Origin of the sequence: Pseudomonas akapageensis, from assembly GCF_011355085.1 — a bacterium.
GTDB classification, from domain to species: Bacteria; Pseudomonadota; Gammaproteobacteria; order Pseudomonadales; family Pseudomonadaceae; genus Aquipseudomonas; species Aquipseudomonas akapageensis.
On sequence record NZ_VXCP01000056.1, the window covers coordinates 25,416 to 43,939 of the forward strand.

Genomic DNA, 18,524 nt, shown 5'->3' on the forward strand with positions numbered 1-18,524 from the left:
GCTCCCACAGGGAAAACACAGGATTTGTGTGGGACCCGGCCTCTGTGGGAGCTGGCTTGCCAGCGATGCAGTCACCACAAATTCCAAGGAATAAACACAGAGAGCAGCCCCGGCTGCTCTTTTGCTTTACGAGAGACCACACCATGACTGCCCCGCAAACCCGGATCCTCGAGCTGCGCGCCGAACTCGACCAGCACAACTACCGCTATCACGTCCTCGACGAGCCCAGCATCCCGGACGCCGAATACGACCGGCTGTTTCGCGAGCTCAAGGAGCTGGAAGCGCAGCATCCGGAACTGGTCAGCAGCGACTCGCCCACCCAGCGCGTGGGCAGCGCGGCGCTGACGGCTTTCACCCAGGTGCGCCATGAAGTGCCGATGCTGAGCCTGGGCAACGCCTTCGAAGAGAACGATCTGCGTGAATTCGATCGCCGGGTCACCGAAGGCCTGGACCTGCCGGCAGGCGACCTGTTCGGCGCCGGCGCAGCGGTCGAGTACAGCTGCGAGCCCAAGCTCGACGGCCTGGCGGTCAGCCTGCTGTACCGCGATGGCCTGCTCGTTCAAGGCGCCACCCGCGGCGACGGCACCACGGGCGAGGACATCAGTGTCAATGTGCGCACGGTGCGCAATATCCCCCTCAAGCTCCACGGCAGCGGTTGGCCGGCGGTGCTGGAGGTGCGGGGTGAAGTGTTCATGTCCAAGGCGGGTTTCGAACGCCTGAACGCCACGCAGATGGAGGTTGGCGGCAAGACGTTCGCCAACCCGCGCAATGCCGCGGCCGGCAGCCTGCGTCAGCTGGACTCGAAAATCACCGCCAGTCGCCCGCTGGAATTCTGCTGCTATGGCCTGGGCCAGGTCTCGGCAACCATTGCAGACACCCATATTGGTACCCTTGAGCAGCTCAAAGCCTGGGGCATGCCGATCAGTCGCGAGTTGAAGCGGGCCAATGGCGTGGCCGAATGCCTGGACTACTACCGCGACATCGGCGCGCGGCGCAATGATTTGGCCTATGAAATCGATGGCGTGGTGTTCAAGGTCAACAGCCTGGCCTACCAGCGCGAACTGGGCTTCCGTGCGCGCGAGCCACGCTGGGCGATTGCCCACAAATTCCCGGCCATGGAAGAACTCACCGAACTGCTCGACGTGGAATTCCAGGTCGGCCGCACCGGCGCGGTAACGCCCGTGGCGCGGCTCAAGCCGGTCAAGGTTGCCGGTGTCACCGTGGCCAACGCCACCTTGCATAACATGGATGAAGTGGCGCGCCTGGGCTTGATGATTGGTGACACTGTGATCATTCGCCGTGCCGGTGACGTGATTCCCCAGGTCATGCAAGTGGTCGTCGAGCGCCGGCCGGCCGATGCCCGCCCGGTGCATGTCCCCGAGCAATGCCCGGTGTGCGGTTCCCAGGTCGAACGCACGCAACTGGTCAAGCGCAGCAAGGGCAAGGAAACCGTCAGCGAAGGCGCCGTGTACCGTTGCGTCGGCCGGCTGGCCTGTGCGGCGCAGCTCAAGCAGGCGATCATTCACTTCGTTTCGCGCCGGGCCATGGACATCGAGGGGCTGGGCGAAAAGAGCGTCGAACAGTTGGTCGACGAAGGCCTGGTGTCGTCGCCGGCGGACCTCTACACCCTGGGTTTCGAGCAGATCGTCGACCTGGAAGGTTTTGCCGAGTTGTCCAGCAACAACCTGCTCAAGGCTATCGCAGACAGCAAGCGACCGACACTGGCGCGTTTTATCTACGCACTGGGCATCCCTGACGTGGGCGAAGAGACCGCCAAGGTGCTGGCGCGCTCCCTGGGCTCACTGGAACGGATCATGGCGGCACTTCCGCAAGTCCTGACCTATCTGCCGGATGTCGGGCTGGAAGTGGCGTACGAGATCCACAGCTTTTTCGAGGACGAGCACAACCGCAAGGTCATCGCCCAATTGCTCGAGCGCGGCCTGCAGTTGCAGGATCAGGGTGAGGTGCACGCCGAGTTCGCCGCCAGCACCACCCTGGCAGGCTTGATCGCCAAGCTGGAGATTGCCTCGGTGGGGCCGACCGGCGCGCAAAAGCTGGTGGACAAGCTCGGCAGCCTCGACAGGATCATCGCCGCCGACGGCATCGACCTGCGCCAGGCGCTCAACGCCAAGCAGGCCGACGCTGTACGCGAATACTTCAAGGTGCCGGAAAACGCCGAACGCGCCAGGGCGGTCGAAGCGCAGTTGCAGGCTTTCGGCATGCACTGGGCCAGCGAGAAGAAAGTCATCGCCGGCCTGCCGCTGGCCGGCCAGACCTGGGTGTTGACCGGCTCGCTGGAGCGCATGAGCCGCGACGTGGCCAAGGACAAGCTGGAAAGTCTGGGGGCCAAGGTTGCAGGTTCGGTGTCGGCCAAGACCCATTGCGTGGTGGCCGGTCCCGGTGCCGGATCGAAGTTGGCCAAGGCCAATGAGTTGGGCCTCAAAGTCCTGGACGAAGACGCATTCATCGCCTTTCTGAACGAGCACGGTATCGAAGCCTGATGTAGCCGCTATCTCGTTCCCACGCTCTGCGTGGGAATGCTGTGCCAGACGCTCTGCGTCGACCTGCGCGAGCTCGACGCAGAGCGTCTCTGGATGCATTCCCACGCGGAGCGTGGGAACGAGGAAAAGGTCCACCGCTGCCCCGGAAAAGGAGATCGCCATGTACCGCTTCTTCGAACAGCTCAGTGCCCGAATCGCTGCACCTTTCATCGGTCAGGACACTCGCCAGGGCAAGGTCTGGCAATGCCAATGCGGCCAGTCGATCTTCTTTCGCAACAGCCAGTGCCTGGCCTGTCTCTCGGCACTGGGTTATTGGCCGGGGCAGAACCTGCTGTCGTCCTTGCAGCCAGGTGCAGAGCCTGGCTGCTGGCAGCTGACCTCGGCGCCCGAGGCCGGCCTGTTTCGCCGCTGCGCCAACCTCGACACGCCGGCGGCATGCAACTGGTTGATACCGAACGTGGCACCGCAGGCGTTTTGCATTGCCTGTGAACTCAATCGCACCATTCCGGACCTCACGGTCCCGGAAAACCATGAGCGCTGGCGCAAGGTCGAAACGGCAAAGCGCCGGCTGGTCGCGCAATTGCTCAACCTCGGGCTGACGGTGATTGCAAAATCCACGGATGAAAGCGCGGGCCTGGCGTTTGACTTTGTCGGTGTCGATCTCGACGGTCAGGCGCCGACCACCGGCCATGCCAATGGCCTGATCACCCTGGACATCAAGGAAGCCGACGACGCCCACCGGGAGAAGGTCCGGCAACAGATGCACGAGCCGTACCGGGCCTTGCTCGGGCATTTTCGTCATGAGGTCGGGCACTATTATTGGGACCGGCTGATCGCCGGCAGCCCATGGCTTGACGACTTCAGGGCGTTGTTCGGCGATGAGCGCGCCAGCTACGCCCAGGCCCTTGAACGTCACTATGCCCAGGGCGCGCCGCTGGACTGGGCGGACAGCCATGTCAGCGCCTACGCCACCATGCACCCCTGGGAAGACTGGGCGGAAACCTGGGCCCACTATCTGCACATGATGGACGCGGTCGATACCGCCCTGGGTTTTGGCATGAATGCGCTGACGCTTGACCTCGACTACCTGCCGTTCGCTGCGCAGAGCCTGTATCGGCCCGAAGATGCCGGGAGTGAGGCATTCCTGTCATTTGTCAATGCCTGGATCGAGTTGTCCGGGATGCTCAATGAACTGTCGCGCAGCATGGGGCAGGCGGATTTCTATCCCTTCGTGCTGCCATCACCGGTCATCGCCAAACTGCATTTCATCCATCTGGTCATTCAGGAGGCAGGCGGTCGGGCCGATCAATGGGTGAATGTCTGAAATAGTGTCGTGGGCATAACTATGTGTGGTCTGCCAGGCAAGGGGTGCTCCTAGGATAGGTGCTTTCAAATTGCCCAAGGATTGCGCATGAGCACCCAAGACATCCCGATCGATAGCGTGGTTGAGCACACCCGCTTTCAGGAAAACCTCGAAATCATGGCCCGGGCACTGCCCGATTGGCTGGTGCGGGCCGATGTTGCCACGCGCCAGGCCTATAGCCGCAGTCTGCAGGCTTCGCACAAGGCCAACAAAGCAGCCAAGGCAGTTCTGGGCACGCTGCAAGGGGTGGATGCGTTTGCATCCACGTGCCTGGCCGAGGCCTTGTTCAGTCAATTCAAGGTCAGGCTCGACGTTCGTGATGCCCAATTCAAGCATGTAGCGCTTGTCCCGACTTCCGGGCTGGGAGGGGGTGTTTTTCTCAATAGTTTTTGGGAAATGACGACGCAAGGCAGTTTGCTCCACGCCGCAATGCAAAACTTTACCGAGCCCGAGTGCAACGCGACTGAGTTCTTGCAAGGCTCAGGTGTTTACGTCAACGCCGAACAACTGACTGCCGTTGCGCCCCACGCGTTCACAAGCCTGTGTAGAAGAGTGGACCTGGGGGGCAGGTATCAAAAGCATCTCCATTCGGTGCTTGCCCCTGACACCGGTGAGGATGGGGTGCCTGGTCCGAAATCGCGGGCCGTCTGTGCCACGCTGGCAGCGGCAAGGCGCTGCAATCTCGAAGTGGCGGCGCATGTGGCCTGTATGAAAGGAGCGATTAGCTGGTCGGCCTATCAAATGCTCCTGCAGGTGTGTGATGGGCAGTCGCAGTTCATCTACGATTCGATGAGCACACAGATCAAGCAACTGAACCTGTTCGGGCACGAGCTCGCGAGCATTGTGATATTCGAGCAGAATAGGATTGTGGGACCTGTGCAAACAGCCGGGTGTAAACGCGTCGTTTATATCCCGGGTGATCCGCTTGGCGAACTGCGTGAATACGACAGCCCTGCGGCGTTCGACGAAGCGCTGAAGTCTCGCGTGCGCTTCAAGGGGTTTCGAGATTTCCTGGTGCGCCACGCGCCGATACTCGAACAGGCGAGGCTTGAGCAGCAACTTTCCGGAGATCTGTCCGGGCATGTACGTGAGCGGCCGCTGCAGGGCGAGCTGTTCAATGAACTGGTCCGTCTGCAAACCTTGCGAACCGCTCAGGACAGTCGTCACTTGGCTGTTCCCACTGCCGATGTGGACAGCGCGGAGCGACGAAAGCGGCTGCAGGCGCTCGAGGATGCGGGGTTGCTATTGTTGACCCTGGCATCGTTTGTCGTGCCGTTGCTCAACCAGATGATGCTGGCAACCGCCGCCGCACAGTTGATGTCCGAAGCCTACGAGGGCATCAAGGACTGGACGGAGGACCGGACCGATGAGGCCATGGGACACCTGACCTCGATTGTCGAGTCCCTGGGCGTGGCCGTAGCGCTGGGGGCGATTGGCCATCGGGTCAATTTGTGGGCCAGCCAATCCGAGTTCTTTCAGACCTTGCGGCCGGTCAAGTTGTTCGGCGGAGCGGTCAAGCTCTGGTGGCCGGACCTTGCGCCCTATCGCAGCTCGATCGAACTGACGGATGTTGCTCCGTCCAGCGACGGCAGGTTCCGGGTGGGCGAGGACGATTACATTGCCATCGATGGCCATCATTATCGGGTATCCCAGGATGTGGGGTCAGGCCAGTGGCGGGTGCTGCATCCGCAACGTGACGATGCCTTTGCGCCGATTCTGCAGAGCAACGGCCAGGGCGCCTGGCGGCATAGCCTGGAGAAGCCATGGGAGTGGCCTTCGGCACGGTATCTGTTTCGGCGCCTGGGGCCCGTAAGCGGCAATCTTGACAATGTTGCAGTCGATGCCTTGCTGGCGATCAGCGGTGTCGACGAAGCGCAGCTGTGCCGGATTCACGTCGATAACGCCCCAACGCCTGCCCGGCTCGACATTGCGGTCAAGCAGTGGTGGCTCGATCAGGATATCGATCGGTTCATCGAGCGATTGCAGGTGGGCGAGGTCAGTGATGAGGCGATGGCCCGCTACCTCGCTCCGAGTCTGGGAATTGAAAAGCCAGCCGCGGATGCCGGCGCCGCTGCATTTCAGCCCTGGACCCAGGCCATGGCCCGGCAGGCGAGCGTGGATCGAGTGGGCTTGTTCGAGCATTTCGCGGCGCTGCGTGGGCCGGCTTCATCAGCACAAACGGCGTTGATTCGACGGGACTTCCCCGGGTTGCCGCAGGAGATGGCAGAGGAATTACTTGAGCAGTCTACAGCTGCCGAGGTGGCCAGGATGGCGGAACTGCAGCGCGTTCCTCTGGCAATGGCCGAGCAGGCGCGCTGGCGTTTGCGCGAATACCGACTGATGTGCGCGCTGGAAGGCTTTTACCGCCCTGGGCGGCGTAGCCTGTCATTCGAAAAACTGGTGTTGGGCCTGCTTGAATCTCTGCCAGCCTGGCCAGAGGGTAGGGAGGTTCAATTGCACCAGGGCGGGATTGATGGTGAGTTGATCGCGCAGGGTGGGCGTGGGCAAGCGTCTGCGTCATTGCGGCTGGTTCGCAGTGCGGCGGGTTATGAGAGCATTGATGGTGAGGGGCGAACCTCAGGTCACCACACCGACTTGTTCGAAGCCTTGGCGGCGCTCGGTAGCGATGGGGGCACTGAAGGTTCCATACCTGCATTGAACGCTACAGACTTGCATCGTCAACTGACGACCTTGGCGGTATCGGATCGGCAGCGATCGGCAAGGCTGATTGGGGCGGGGCCGCGACAACCCTGGTTCAGGATGCCGACCCGGCTCAAGGACAATCGCCTGGGTTACCCGCTGAGCGGACGCGGGGCCGCAGGCAGGCATACCGCGTTTTACATGGACGAGTGCAAGTCCCTTTATCCGAGCATGACCAATGCCGAAATCTCCGATCACCTGGATCAGCTCATCGAGTCTGGCGTGAATGTCCGGCGTCTGCTGACCGAAAAAAAGGCCGAGCTGCAAGCACTGCAAGATACCCTCGACCAATGGGTGGGGCAGGGGCAGAGCGCGCCCCAACGAAGTCGCACCATGCGGCGGCGACGGGTGGCAGATGCTTTTGTGGCGAGCTGGCGGCGACAGAGCAATCGGCTGTTCAGCGACCATGGCGAGCTGGAGGGGTATCGCCTGAATCTGGAGGGGGCGGATTTGAGCGATCCTCCGGTTTTTCCCGACCATATCGATTTTGGTCATGTACGCCACTTGTCGTTACGCAACACAGGCATGACTCACGTGCCCAACGGCTTTCTCGACGCTTTCAACAAGCTGCGTATTCTCGATATCGGCGAGAATCGACTGTCCCGCTTGCCGGACGCCATCGCAGACATGACCGCTCTGGAGGCCTTGCATTGTGAAAACAATACAATCGTGTTGAGCGAGGCCGCTGTCGGGGCACTCGGCCGATTGCGCAAATTGGAGCATCTCGATCTGAATGGCAACCCGTTGAGTCGAGTACCTGACGTGCAGCCACTGCACGGCTTGCGCATCCTTGGCTTGCGGCGTACCGGCATCGAGCGGATGCCTTCCGGCCTGGCGCAACTCCCCCGGCTGGAAATGGCGGATTTACGCGACAATCGGCTCAGCCTGCTACCGGAGGAGGTTTATCAGTCGACCTCGCGTTCGGTGCGCAGCCTCTGGCTGCAGGACAATCCCTTTTCCGCCGACTCCCTGGAACAAATAGAGGACTATCGTCAGCGCACAGGCATCAATCTGGGTGGCTTGGCGCACCAGATGGAAAATGAAACCAGGCCTGATCTTTTCTGGTCGCAGGGCACCGATGAGGCGCTTACGCAGTTGCGCGAAAAACACTGGTTCGAGCTGCGCAAGGAACCGGGCTCCAGTGAGTTTTTCAGGCTTTTGAACGATCTGACGGTGACTGCCGACTACGACAGTGCTCGCGAGGATCTGACACGCAGAGTCTGGAATGTCGTCGAAGCCGCATACAGCAACAGTAAACTGCGTCGCAAGCTGTTCCGGCTGGCCGGGAATCCGCGCACCTGTGGCGACAGCAGTGCATTGAATTTCAGTTACCTGGAAATCAGGGTCGAAGTCTTCAAGGCGAAGTCCAATGGCGACGTCAGTCAGGTGACAAGTCGTTTGCTGCGCTTGGCCAAAGGCTTGTTTCGACTGGAGCAGCTGGACCGGATAGTCCTGGAAGACCTTCAGGCGCGCCCCGTCAACCCAAGGCAGCCGATCGACGAGGTAGAGGTCAGCCTGGCTTATCGCGTCGGGCTGGCAAAAGATCTGGACTTGCCCGGGCAGCCCAAAAGTATGCTTTACCAGTCGTTGGCGGGCGTCACCCAGGCGAAGTTGCGGGATGCCAGGCGTGCAATCGAGAACGCACAGAAAAATGCTGGTGCGATGGCGGAATTCGTTTCCCGGCAGGACTTCTGGAGCATGTGGTTACGTAAGCAGCACGCCAGGGAATTTTTGGAGGTCAGAGCATCGATGGAGGGCAGAGAGCAGGCGCTTGAAGCGCGCAAGAGCGAGCTTGATGACCAGACTTTTGTGCAGACGTACGACCGGATGAACCAGGATTTTCAGCAGAAACTGGCCGCGTTGCAATTACGCCTGACCGAAGAGGCTTTGCGGGGCGAAACCATTGCGGCTACCGAAGAACAACCCGGCACTTCCCATGGAGAACGTACAAGTACTTGAGTCTTCTGCGTTTTTTATTGCGCATCAGAGGTTGTAACTTCGCGCAGGACCGGTACAATGGCGCGGCTCGCCGACTGGTGAGCCGTGTTATGGTGACCCCATCGGTCCCCCCGCAACGATCAGCCGTGAACCCGGTCAGGCCTGGAAGGGAGCAGCCGCAGCGGTGACATTGTGTGCCGGGGTGTGGCTGGTGGGGTCGCCACCTATCTGCTTCAACTCAATTGCCCCCTGTCGATTTTCACTCTTTCACTGCTTGGTGAACCAAGGGGTGATGCAGTAGTGTCCAGCATTCCTGACTGAACCACGGAAAACTATCCATGGCCTCCGCCAACAAACAGCACAAACGCGCCACCCGCGCCAAGGCCAAGGCCAAGCAGAACCGCACCCAGCGTGCGAGTGCGCCGGTGGACCTGGACCCGAACGACAGCCGCATCGACTTCGAATCGGTGGACCTGACCGAGCTGTTCAAGAAAATGCGCGATGCCGAGTCCACGAGCCAGAAGGCCCTGTGCGCGGCCTTCCTGGAAGACCCGCTGCTGGAGCTGGTGTTCGAGCAGGAAGGTGAAGAGGGCACGATGGACTTCATTCTCGCGGCCCTGATCGAGTACCGCCAGTGGTCCACCGAGGCGGATGAAGCCACCGCCCTGGCCTGGATCGAATCGCCGGCCTTTCAGGCCGACTATGTGGCGGCGTCGGACGATATTGCGGCGCGGGCTCAAAAATCAGTGAATGATGCCCAGGTGCCTCACTGAGATGAGGCCGGGGTTACCCTGCGCTCGGGATTGCTTCCTGCCCGGACGAACTGCCCTGCTGCCGATAACGCTCGATGATCCGGTCGATCTCGCCCGACATTTTCATGTTCTGTAACGTTTGCAGAATTCGCTCTACCGGAATCGATGGGTCATCGCGCACGTAACAACCCAGTTCCTGCTCTTCGAGCACGGCAAGGCTGTGCAGTTGTTGCTCGGGAGGGAGTCGGCGGTTGAACCAGTCAAGGGACAGCTGATTGCTGACGGCGTAGTCGAAGCGCCCGGCCTGGAGCTTCTGCAACACCTGTTGTTGGCTGCGGGCGTCTTCACGATGCAGGCGGTTGCTGTCGAACAGGGGTTGCAAGGTCGGGTAGGAGTAACCGAGCACTGTCCCGATACTTTGCCTTGGCAGTTGTTCCGGCGCTATCGGGGTCGCTGTTCGGCGGCTTCCGATCAATACATCGCGCTGATAGATGAGCGGCAGGCTGAGGACGTAACGGGCAGAGGTTTCGGGCAGCCAGGACCTGGTTGCGTAGCAGCGAACGTCAACGTCGCCTTTCTCCATCGCTTTCTGCAATCGCAGCCGGGCCATTACGTGGTATTCGGCCGGGTAGCCGATCTGCCTTGCCAGGCTTTGGGTGATGTCGAAGACAATGCCCTCGACGGGTTGCCCGAGTTCGACTCGAGCCAGCGGCATGGTCCAGCTTTCAGGAATGGAAAACCGCAGAGCAGGTTCTGCGGCCACACAATGACAGGTCAGCAGCGCGAGTGCGCCCAGCGCTAGACGCATCGGGTTCTCCGTGAGGGGGCTGAATGCCGGGCCGGCTCTGAAGCCTGCATCTTAGGCAGAACAAGCAGCGATTGCGCAAGGATTGTATTGTTACTATCGAGGTCTGCCCAGACGGGCGCGTACATCGGGTGCAATTTCACCCATGCTCCGCTACGATTAGCGGTCTTTGGCATTTCAAACGCGACGGTTTTCGATGAGTTATCAGGTTCTTGCACGTAAATGGCGTCCGCGCTCGTTCCGCGAAATGGTCGGCCAGACCCATGTGCTCAAGGCCTTGATCAATGCGCTGGACAACCAGCGCCTGCACCACGCCTACCTGTTTACCGGTACCCGTGGGGTCGGCAAGACCACTATCGCGCGGATCATCGCCAAGTGTGTGAATTGTGAAACCGGGATTACCTCAACGCCCTGCGGCACCTGTTCGGTGTGCCGGGAGATCGACGAGGGGCGCTTCGTCGACCTGATCGAGATCGACGCCGCGAGCCGGACCAAGGTCGAGGACACCCGCGAACTGCTCGACAATGTGCAATACGCGCCAAGCCGCGGGCGCTTCAAGGTCTACCTGATCGACGAAGTGCACATGCTGTCCAGCCACTCCTTCAACGCCTTGCTCAAGACGCTGGAAGAGCCGCCGCCCTACGTCAAGTTCATTCTGGCGACCACCGATCCGCAGAAGTTGCCGGCAACCATCCTGTCGCGCTGCCTGCAGTTTTCCCTGAAGAACATGACCCCCGAGCGGGTGGTCGAACACCTGAGCCATGTGCTCGGGGTCGAGAACGTGCCGTTCGAAGACGATGCATTGTGGCTGCTCGGTCGCGCGGCCGACGGTTCGATGCGCGATGCCATGAGCCTGACCGACCAGGCAATTGCCTTCGGTGAAGGCAAGGTACTGGCCGCCGATGTCCGGGCGATGCTCGGTACCCTTGACCACGGACAGGTCTACGGTGTGCTCCAGGCGCTGCTCGAGGGCGATGCGCGGGGCTTGCTCGAGGCGGTGCGCCAGTTGGCCGAACAGGGCCCGGACTGGAATGGCGTACTGGCCGAGATGCTCAATGTGCTGCACCGGGTCGCGATCGCCCAGGCCTTGCCCGAGGCGGTCGATAACGGCCATGGCGACCGGGACCGGGTGCTGGCCCTGGCCCAGGCCCTGCCGGCCGAAGACGTGCAGTTCTATTACCAGATGGGCCTGATCGGTCGCCGTGACCTGCCCTTGGCGCCGGACCCGCGTGGCGGCTTCGAAATGGTCCTGCTGCGCATGCTGGCCTTCCGCCCTGCCGACAGCGATGAAGCGCCGAGGCAGGCGCTAAAGCCAGTGGGGATCAGCCAGGCCACAGCTGAATCCTCCCCGGCAGTGGCGGTCGCGGCGCCTGTAGCGCCGGCTGTAGCGTCGGAGCCTGCGCCGATCAGTGCGCCGGAACCCGAGCCTGAACCGGTTGCGGTCGCACAGACGATACCGGCACCGGTGCCTGAGCCCGTTGCCGCACCTGTTGTCGAAGAAGTCGACTTGCCCTGGAATGAACCCAAGGCAATCGAGCCTGCGCCTGCCATGGAACCTGTGCTGGAGGTCGAAGCCGAGCAACCGGACCTGACGCCCATGCCGGTGCCTGTGCCTGCCAGCGCGGTGCCCGATGCTCCCCAGCAGGTCCCTGCGCCACCGCTGCCTGACGATGACATCGGTTACAGCCCGGCCGGCATGGAGCGTGACGACGAGCCGCCACTGGATGACGATTACGATCCAGTCGACATGGATTCGGCGTCCTACAGTTTTCTCGACGAGCTGGCCAGCGAATCCGCCGCGCCGGCGCCTGCCGAGCCGGAACTGTTGCCGGCTGCACAGCCCGCCACGGGGCTGGCCCTCGATTGGCTGGAGTTGTTCCCCAAATTGCCGATCTCGGGGATGACCGGCAGCATTGCGGCCAACTGCACCCTGGTTGCCGTCGAGGGCGACCACTGGCTGTTGCACCTGGACCCGGCCCATAGCGCGCTGTTCAATGCGACCCAGCAACGCCGCTTGAACGAGGCGCTGAACCAGTTCCACGGGCGGACCCTGACGCTGGATATCCAGTTGATCCGCCCGGAGCAGGAAACCCCGGCCCAGGCTGCCGCTCGCAAGCGCGCCAACCGTCAGAGCGAGGCCGAGGCATCGATTCATGCCGACCCGTTCATCCAGCAAATGATGCAACAGTTCGGTGCGGTCATTCGTGACGATACTATTGAACCTGTCGACGCTTTGGTCAGCCAAAGCGTATAACCAATGAAATCAACCCTTGAGGTGACCCCCCATGATGAAAGGTGGCATGGCCGGCCTGATGAAGCAGGCTCAGCAAATGCAGGAAAAAATGGCCAAGATGCAGGAAGAACTGGCCAATGCCGAAGTGACCGGTCAATCCGGCGCGGGTCTGGTCAGCGTGGTAATGACCGGCCGTCACGACGTCAAGCGCATCAGCCTGGATGACAGCCTGATGCAGGAAGACAAGGAAGTGCTCGAAGACCTGATCGCCGCAGCTGTCAACGATGCCGTGCGCAAGATCGAGGCCAACAGCCAGGAAAAAATGGGCGGCATGACCGCTGGCATGCAATTGCCTCCAGGCTTCAAGATGCCGTTCTGAGGCGCTTGAACAGTTTTACCGATGCCAGGCGCCAGCCTGGCATTTTTTTTGGCCGTAAGGTTTTGCGACCGCTTTGCGGTCGATCGCGGGCAAGCCCGCTCCCACAGGGCTCGCGGTCAACCCTGTGGGAGCGGCGGTGCGACGATTCGACTTGCCCGCGATGAGGCCGTACCGGTCTGATAGGACCTCTATACTCATCCTTCTTCATTCAAGGAGTGAGTCCGATGTCCGAGCAATTGATTCTCAATCAGCGCATCGTCCTGGCGTCCCGCCCGACCGGTGCGCCGACGCCGGAAAACTTTCGCATGGAGCGCGTGGCCCTGCCGGAACTTGCCGACGGCCAGATTCTGCTGCGCACGCTTTACCTGTCGCTCGACCCCTATATGCGTGGGCGCATGAGCGACGCACCGTCGTACGCGGCACCCGTGCAGATCAATGAGGTCATGACTGGCGGCGCGGTGAGTCGGGTCGAGGCGTCGCGTCATCCGAGATACAGCGTCGGCGACCTGGTGGTCGGTGCCACCGGCTGGCAAAGCCACAGCATTTCCGATGGCGCGCAATTGGTACCTTTGCCGCCAGGGCTGCCCAGCCCGTCGATGGCCCTGGGCGTGCTGGGCATGCCGGGCATGACCGCCTACATGGGCCTGATGGACATTGGCCAGCCCAAGGCCGGGGAGACGCTGGTGGTTGCGGCGGCCTCGGGCGCGGTGGGCTCGGTGGTCGGTCAAGTGGCGAAAATCAAGGGCCTGCACGTGGTCGGGGTTGCCGGTGGCGCCGAGAAGTGTCGCTATGTGGTCGAGGAGTTGGGCTTTCATGCCTGTGTGGACCACAAGAGCCCGAGCTTTGCCGACGATCTGGCCAAGGTCTGCGACAAGGGCATCGACATCTACTACGAGAACGTCGGCGGTGCGGTGTTCGATGCCGTCCTGCCACTGCTCAACGCCAAGGCGCGCATCCCCCTGTGCGGCCTGATCGCCCAGTACAACGCCACCGCGTTACCGGACGGACCGGACCGCCTGGCGCTGTTGCAGCGCACGATATTGACCAAGCGTCTGCGCATGCAGGGCTTTATCGTCTTCGACGACTACGGCGATCGTCATCAGGAATTCTTCGCGGCCATGGCACCGTGGGTGCGTGAGGGCAAGGTGCGTTTTCGCGAGGATGTGGTCGAAGGGCTCGATCATGCGCCTGGCGCGTTTATCGGGCTGCTGGAAGGGCGCAACTTTGGCAAACTGGTGGTCAAAGTATCGGAAGCCTGATGCGCATTTGACGCAAGTGGCAGGCGCCGGTATAAACCCGCTCTCGTTGTTATGTCAGGCCTTTGACCATGAGCTTCAGCCCACTGATTCGCCAACTGATCGACGCCTTGCGCACCTTGCCCGGCGTCGGCCAGAAAACCGCCCAGCGCATGGCCCTGCAACTGCTCGAGCGCGATCGCAGCGGCGGCATCCGGCTGGCCCAGGCGCTCAGCCAGGCGATGGAAGGGGTGGGGCATTGCCGGCAATGCCGCACCCTGACCGAAAACGAACTCTGCCCGCAGTGCGCCGACACGCGGCGCGACGACACGCTGCTGTGCGTGGTCGAAGGGCCGATGGACGTCTATGCAGTGGAGCAGACCGGTTACCGTGGGCGCTACTTTGTGCTCAAGGGGCACCTGTCGCCGCTCGATGGCCTGGGGCCCGAAGCGATCGGCATCCCGCAGCTGCTGGCGCGGATCGAAGTCCAGGGCAGCTTCACTGAAGTCATCCTGGCGACCAACCCGACCGTGGAAGGCGAAGCCACCGCGCATTACATTGCGCAGTTGCTGGGTGACAAGGGTTTGATCGTATCGCGCATTGCCCATGGCGTGCCGTTGGGCGGGGAGCTGGAGCTGGTTGATGGCGGGACCCTGGCGCATTCGTTTGCGGGGCGTAAGCCGATTTCGTTGTAATTCAGGTAGCCCGCGTCGTCTGCATCGCGGGCAAGCCCGCTCCCACAGAGCCCGCGGTGAACCCTGTGGGAGCGGGCTTGCCCGCGATGAGGCCCTGCCAGACGCCACAGGGCCTTGCGTATTACTTCTCGTCCAGCGCAAAGCTGGTCAGGGAAAACGTCGGAATCCCCAGTGCTTCCAGCCGCTGCGAACCACCCAGCTCCGGCAGGTCGATGATCGCCGCCGCTTCGAACACCTCGGCGCCCATGCGCCGAACCAGGTTCGCCGCCGCGATCAGGGTGCCGCCGGTGGCGATCAGGTCATCGAAGATCAGCACCGAGTCGCCTTCGCACAGGCTGTCGGCATGCACTTCCAGAAACGCTTCGCCGTACTCGGTCTGGTAACCCTCGGCAATCACGTCGGCCGGCAGTTTGCCTTGCTTGCGAAACAGGATCAGCGGCTTGTTCAACTGGTGGGCGATGATCGAGCCGATCAGGAAACCGCGCGCGTCCATGGCGCCGATATGGGTGAAGTCGGCTTCGACATAACGTTCAATGAAACTGTCGGCAACGTGACGCAAGCCGCGTGGCGACTGGAACAGCGGGGTGATGTCGCGAAAGACCACGCCGGGCTTGGGGAAGTCCAGCACCGGGCGGATCAGGGATTTGAGGTCGAAGGGGGCGATTTCCATGGGGGAAGCATCCTGGCGGGCACAATGCTCGCCAGTATACCTGACCCCGTGGACAATCAGCCTTCCAGCGATCCGCCGGCCAGCGCGCAGAGTTGTATTGGGTCGAGGATGTGAACTTCCTTGCCTTCGGCTTCGATCAAGCCATTTTGCTGGAAGCGGGTGAACACCCGCGACACGGTCTCTACCGCCAGACCCAGGTAGTTGCCGATTTCGTTGCGCGACATGCTCAGGCGGAACTGGTTGGCCGAGAAGCCCCGGGCGCGGAAGCGCGCCGACAGGTTGACCAGGAAGGTGGCGATGCGCTCGTCGGCGGTTTTTTTCGACAGTAGCAACATCATTTGCTGGTCGTCGCGAATTTCCCGGCTCATCACGCGCATCAACTGGCGGCGCAGCTGTGGCAATTGCACGGACAACTCGTCCAGGCGCTCGAACGGGATCTCGCAGACTGAGGTGGTCTCCTGCGCCTGGGCAGAGACCGGGTAGGTTTCAGTGTCCATTCCCGATAAACCGACCAGCTCGCTGGGCAGGTGGAAACCGGTGATCTGTTCTTCGCCGCTGTCGCTCAGGCTGAAGGTTTTCAAGGCGCCGGAGCGTACCGCGTAAACTGAGCCGAAACTGTCACCCTGGCGAAACAGGAACTCGCCTTTTTTCAGGGGGCGGCCGCGCTTGACGATGTCATCCAGTGCATCCATATCTTCCATATTCAGCGAAAGCGGAAGGCACAGGGGCGCCAGGCTGCAATCCTTGCAATGGGCCTGGTTGTGGGCGCGCAGTTTAGCTGGCTCGGACATTTCATCGATCCTTGTGGGAAACACACATAAGTTGTAAGGGTAACCCAAGGACGATAGTTCAGGCCAGTGCGTGCCATTTTGCCGCATGTCTGTTTGGCTCAGATCACCCGGGAAAAACGCTGGCGATTCTGTGCATCAAGGTAGGCATCGAAGACCATGCACACCGATCGCGCCAGCAAACGTCCTGCCGGGAGGATTTCAATACCCCTGGCGTCCAGTGCGATCAGCCCGTCATTGGCCATATGCTGCAATGCAGGCCATAGCGGGGCGAAGTAGCCGCGAAAGTCGATGTTGAAGGCCTGCTCGATGCTGTCGAAATCCAGTTCGAAATGGCAGATCAATTGCTGGATCACTTCACGGCGCAGACGATCGTCGTCGCAGCACACCAGCCCGCGGTGGGTGGCCAGTTGAGCGCTGGCCAGGCAGCCTTGGTACTCATTGATATCGCTGCGGTTCTGGCTGTACAAGTCGCCGATCTGGCTGATGGCCGAGACCCCGAGGCCGATCAGGTCGCAATGGCCGTGGGTGGTATAGCCCTGGAAGTTGCGTTGCAGGGTCGATTCTTCCTGGGCGATGGCCAGTTCGTCATCGGGCAGGGCGAAATGGTCCATGCCGATGTAGCGATAGCCTGCCCGGGTCAACTGTTCGATGGTGTTGTGCAGCATCTGCAGCTTGATCGCGGGTGCCGGCAGGTCATTGCCGTCGATCCGGCGCTGGGGCATGAAGCGTTCCGGGAGATGAGCGTAGTTGAACACCGAGAGGCGGTCGGGTTGCAGCTTGATCACTTCGTCGACCGTGTGGGCAAAGCCCTCTGGCGTCTGTTTCGGCAAGCCGTAGATCAGATCGATATTGATCGAGCGAAATTGCAGGGTTCGCGCCGCTTCCACGATAGCGCGGGTCTGGTCCAGGCTCTGCAGGCGGTTGATCGCGCGCTGCACGATAGGGTCCAGGTCCTGCACGCCCAGACTGACCCGATTGAAGCCCAGCTCGCGCAGCAGCCCCATGGTCGACCAGTCGGCCTCGCGGGGGTCGATCTCGATGCCGTAGTCGCCCGAGTCATCGTCGAGCAAATTGAAATGCTGGCGCAGGTGAGCCATCAACTGGCGCAATTCGTCGTGGCTGAGAAAGGTCGGCGTGCCGCCGCCGAAGTGCAGTTGCTCGACGGTCTGCCTGGGGGCCAGGTGGCAGCCGATCAGGCGAATTTCCTGTTCCAGCGCCTGCAGATAGGGCTGGGCGCGACCACGGTCCTTGGTGATGACCTTGTTGCAGGCGCAGTAGTAGCAAATGTTCGCGCAGAACGGCACGTGCACGTAGAGCGACAGCGGTCGCACGGCCTTGCGGCTATCGCGCAGGGCATGCAGCAGGTCGAAGCTGCCGACCTGGTCATGGAACTGCACGGCAGTCGGGTAGGAGGTATAACGTGGTCCGGCCAGGTCGTAGCGGCGGATCAGATCAGGGTCCCAACGAAGTGCGTCGAGCATGTGGATATTCCCAGGCGTGGCGAGCGGTTTTCCACAGTCTAGGGAGCCGCATCCGGGCGCGTGTTGACTTGCATCAAGCGGTCAGTGACCCATCAGCCAGTGCTGGTGTGGCCCGGGCAGGGTCCAGAGGCCGAACAGCATCACCAGCAGGCCGCCGGCGATGCGCACGCCACGCTGGCGCAGCAGGGCGCTGGTGCGTTCGGCGGCAAGCCCGGTGGCCAGCAGCACCGGCCAGGTACCCAGGCCGAAGGCGAGCATCAACGCGGCGCTGTCGACAGCATTGCCCTGGCTCGCAGCCCAGAGCAGGGTGCTGTAGACCAGGCCGCAGGGCAACCAGCCCCAAAGTGCGCCCAGCAACAATGCCCGGGGCAGGCTGGAGACGGGCAGCAGGCGGTTGGCGACCGGCTGGATATGCCGCCACAGGCCGCGCCCGAGGGTTTCAATGCGGGTCAGGCCGCTCCACCAGCCCGCGAGATACAGACCCATGGCGATCAGCAACAGGGCGGCAATCACGCGCAGGATCATCGCTGCCGGACTGCTGGCCACGGCCCAGCCGGCCAGGCCGATCAGCAGGCCCGCGCAGGTGTAGCTGAGGATGCGGCCCAGGTTATAGGCCAGCAGCAGGTGAAAGCGTCGGCTGCGCTGTTCCTTGGGAATCGCCAGGGTCAGGGCGCCCATGAGTCCGCCGCACATGCCCAGGCAGTGACCGCCGCCGAGCAGGCCCAGGATAACCGCCGAAACCAACAGTGGCGCCAGTTCAAGCACGGGGCGGGGCCTCGTCCTGGTCATGGGGCGGGGTGTGGTTGGCTTCGTCCACGCCAGCCTGGTGCTTGGGGTCCTGGTCGTCGAACAGAATGCTGTGGGCGGGACCGTCGAGGTCGTCGTACTGGCCGCTGTCGACCGCCCAGAAGAAGATATACACGGCAATGGCGACAATCAGCAGCGCGGCCGGAATCATGACGTAAAGCGCGGGCATGGGAA

At 61.8% G+C, this 18,524-nt stretch carries 14 protein-coding genes and 1 other RNA gene; 9 read left to right on the forward strand and 6 right to left on the reverse strand.

The features are described from left to right. Positions 1 to 143 precede the first annotated feature (143 nt). The 5 genes from ligA (at position 144) to F2S13_RS26920 (ending at position 9,275) form a co-directional block, all read left to right on the forward strand. Complete coding sequence (gene ligA, locus F2S13_RS26900; protein ID WP_166366672.1) at positions 144 to 2,501, forward strand: NAD-dependent DNA ligase LigA; 2,358 nt, start codon at positions 144 to 146, stop codon at positions 2,499 to 2,501. Positions 2,502 to 2,661: 160 nt separating this feature from the next. After that, a complete protein-coding gene (locus F2S13_RS26905; RefSeq protein WP_166366674.1) occupies positions 2,662 to 3,825 on the forward strand; it encodes a zinc-binding metallopeptidase family protein in 1,164 nt (387 codons plus the stop codon). Positions 3,826 to 3,912: 87 nt separating this feature from the next. Continuing rightward, entirely contained in the window at positions 3,913 to 8,523 is a 4,611-nt protein-coding gene (locus F2S13_RS26910; protein ID WP_166366676.1) for an NEL-type E3 ubiquitin ligase domain-containing protein, read from the forward strand. Positions 8,524 to 8,622: 99 nt separating this feature from the next. Beyond that, an RNA gene (gene ffs, locus F2S13_RS26915) (signal recognition particle sRNA small type) lies at positions 8,623 to 8,719 on the forward strand. Positions 8,720 to 8,840: 121 nt separating this feature from the next. After that, positions 8,841 to 9,275 carry a hypothetical protein gene (locus F2S13_RS26920; RefSeq protein ID WP_166366678.1) on the forward strand — a complete coding sequence of 145 codons (435 nt, stop codon included), beginning with the start codon at positions 8,841 to 8,843 and terminating at the stop codon, positions 9,273 to 9,275. Between the two features lie 13 nt (positions 9,276 to 9,288). Here the strand turns inward: F2S13_RS26920 and F2S13_RS26925 are convergent, their stop codons facing one another. Next, positions 9,289 to 10,062, reverse strand: coding sequence for a substrate-binding periplasmic protein (locus F2S13_RS26925; protein ID WP_166366680.1), 774 nt, complete (start codon positions 10,060 to 10,062; stop codon positions 9,289 to 9,291). 193 nt (positions 10,063 to 10,255) lie between these two features. On the opposite strand from F2S13_RS26925, the gene dnaX reads away from it, so the two are divergent. The 4 genes from dnaX to recR all read left to right on the forward strand — a co-directional run bounded on the left by dnaX (position 10,256) and on the right by recR (position 14,601). After that, on the forward strand, positions 10,256 to 12,313 hold the full coding sequence (gene dnaX / locus F2S13_RS26930) for a DNA polymerase III subunit gamma/tau (protein ID WP_166366682.1): 2,058 nt from the start codon (positions 10,256 to 10,258) through the stop codon (positions 12,311 to 12,313). Between the two features lie 31 nt (positions 12,314 to 12,344). Then, positions 12,345 to 12,671, forward strand: coding sequence for a YbaB/EbfC family nucleoid-associated protein (locus tag F2S13_RS26935; RefSeq protein ID WP_027981427.1), 327 nt, complete (start codon positions 12,345 to 12,347; stop codon positions 12,669 to 12,671). A gap of 224 nt (positions 12,672 to 12,895) precedes the next feature. Then, positions 12,896 to 13,930 carry an NADP-dependent oxidoreductase gene (locus F2S13_RS26940; RefSeq protein ID WP_166366684.1) on the forward strand — a complete coding sequence of 345 codons (1,035 nt, stop codon included), beginning with the start codon at positions 12,896 to 12,898 and terminating at the stop codon, positions 13,928 to 13,930. A gap of 68 nt (positions 13,931 to 13,998) precedes the next feature. After that, the gene (recR, locus tag F2S13_RS26945; RefSeq protein ID WP_166366686.1) at positions 13,999 to 14,601 is read left to right on the forward strand and encodes a recombination mediator RecR; all 603 of its coding nucleotides are present in this window, start codon (positions 13,999 to 14,001) and stop codon (positions 14,599 to 14,601) included. A gap of 121 nt (positions 14,602 to 14,722) precedes the next feature. On the opposite strand, the gene F2S13_RS26950 is transcribed toward recR, so the two are convergent. From F2S13_RS26950 to ccoS, 5 genes are all read right to left on the reverse strand, one after another. Continuing rightward, on the reverse strand, positions 14,723 to 15,271 hold the full coding sequence (locus tag F2S13_RS26950; RefSeq protein WP_166366688.1) for an adenine phosphoribosyltransferase: 549 nt from the start codon (positions 15,269 to 15,271) through the stop codon (positions 14,723 to 14,725). 56 nt (positions 15,272 to 15,327) lie between these two features. Next, a complete protein-coding gene (gene fnrA / locus F2S13_RS26955; protein WP_166366690.1) occupies positions 15,328 to 16,062 on the reverse strand; it encodes a Crp/Fnr family transcriptional regulator FnrA in 735 nt (244 codons plus the stop codon). Between the two features lie 98 nt (positions 16,063 to 16,160). Continuing rightward, complete coding sequence (hemN, locus tag F2S13_RS26960) at positions 16,161 to 17,543, reverse strand: oxygen-independent coproporphyrinogen III oxidase (protein ID WP_166366692.1); 1,383 nt, start codon at positions 17,541 to 17,543, stop codon at positions 16,161 to 16,163. A gap of 81 nt (positions 17,544 to 17,624) precedes the next feature. Beyond that, a complete protein-coding gene (locus F2S13_RS26965; RefSeq protein ID WP_166366693.1) occupies positions 17,625 to 18,308 on the reverse strand; it encodes an urease accessory protein UreH domain-containing protein in 684 nt (227 codons plus the stop codon). Continuing rightward, positions 18,301 to 18,519, reverse strand: coding sequence for a cbb3-type cytochrome oxidase assembly protein CcoS (gene ccoS / locus F2S13_RS26970; protein WP_166366695.1), 219 nt, complete (start codon positions 18,517 to 18,519; stop codon positions 18,301 to 18,303). Before ccoS ends, F2S13_RS26965 begins: the two co-directional genes overlap by 8 nt. Positions 18,520 to 18,524: the final 5 nt, after the last annotated feature.

Excerpts from the sequence above, each read along its gene's own strand:
- ligA (WP_166366672.1), top strand. The coding sequence starts at position 144 with ATGACTGCCCCGCAAACCCGGATCCTCGAGCTGCGCGCCGAACTCGAC.
- F2S13_RS26905 (WP_166366674.1), top strand. The coding sequence starts at position 2,662 with ATGTACCGCTTCTTCGAACAGCTCAGTGCCCGAATCGCTGCACCTTTC.
- F2S13_RS26910 (WP_166366676.1), top strand. The coding sequence starts at position 3,913 with ATGAGCACCCAAGACATCCCGATCGATAGCGTGGTTGAGCACACCCGC.
- F2S13_RS26920 (WP_166366678.1), top strand. The coding sequence starts at position 8,841 with ATGGCCTCCGCCAACAAACAGCACAAACGCGCCACCCGCGCCAAGGCC.
- F2S13_RS26925 (WP_166366680.1), bottom strand. The coding sequence starts at position 10,062 with ATGCGTCTAGCGCTGGGCGCACTCGCGCTGCTGACCTGTCATTGTGTG.
- dnaX (WP_166366682.1), top strand. The coding sequence starts at position 10,256 with ATGAGTTATCAGGTTCTTGCACGTAAATGGCGTCCGCGCTCGTTCCGC.
- F2S13_RS26935 (WP_027981427.1), top strand. The coding sequence starts at position 12,345 with ATGATGAAAGGTGGCATGGCCGGCCTGATGAAGCAGGCTCAGCAAATG.
- F2S13_RS26940 (WP_166366684.1), top strand. The coding sequence starts at position 12,896 with ATGTCCGAGCAATTGATTCTCAATCAGCGCATCGTCCTGGCGTCCCGC.
- recR (WP_166366686.1), top strand. The coding sequence starts at position 13,999 with ATGAGCTTCAGCCCACTGATTCGCCAACTGATCGACGCCTTGCGCACC.
- F2S13_RS26950 (WP_166366688.1), bottom strand. The coding sequence starts at position 15,271 with ATGGAAATCGCCCCCTTCGACCTCAAATCCCTGATCCGCCCGGTGCTG.
- fnrA (WP_166366690.1), bottom strand. The coding sequence starts at position 16,062 with ATGTCCGAGCCAGCTAAACTGCGCGCCCACAACCAGGCCCATTGCAAG.
- hemN (WP_166366692.1), bottom strand. The coding sequence starts at position 17,543 with ATGCTCGACGCACTTCGTTGGGACCCTGATCTGATCCGCCGCTACGAC.
- ccoS (WP_166366695.1), bottom strand. The coding sequence starts at position 18,519 with ATGCCCGCGCTTTACGTCATGATTCCGGCCGCGCTGCTGATTGTCGCC.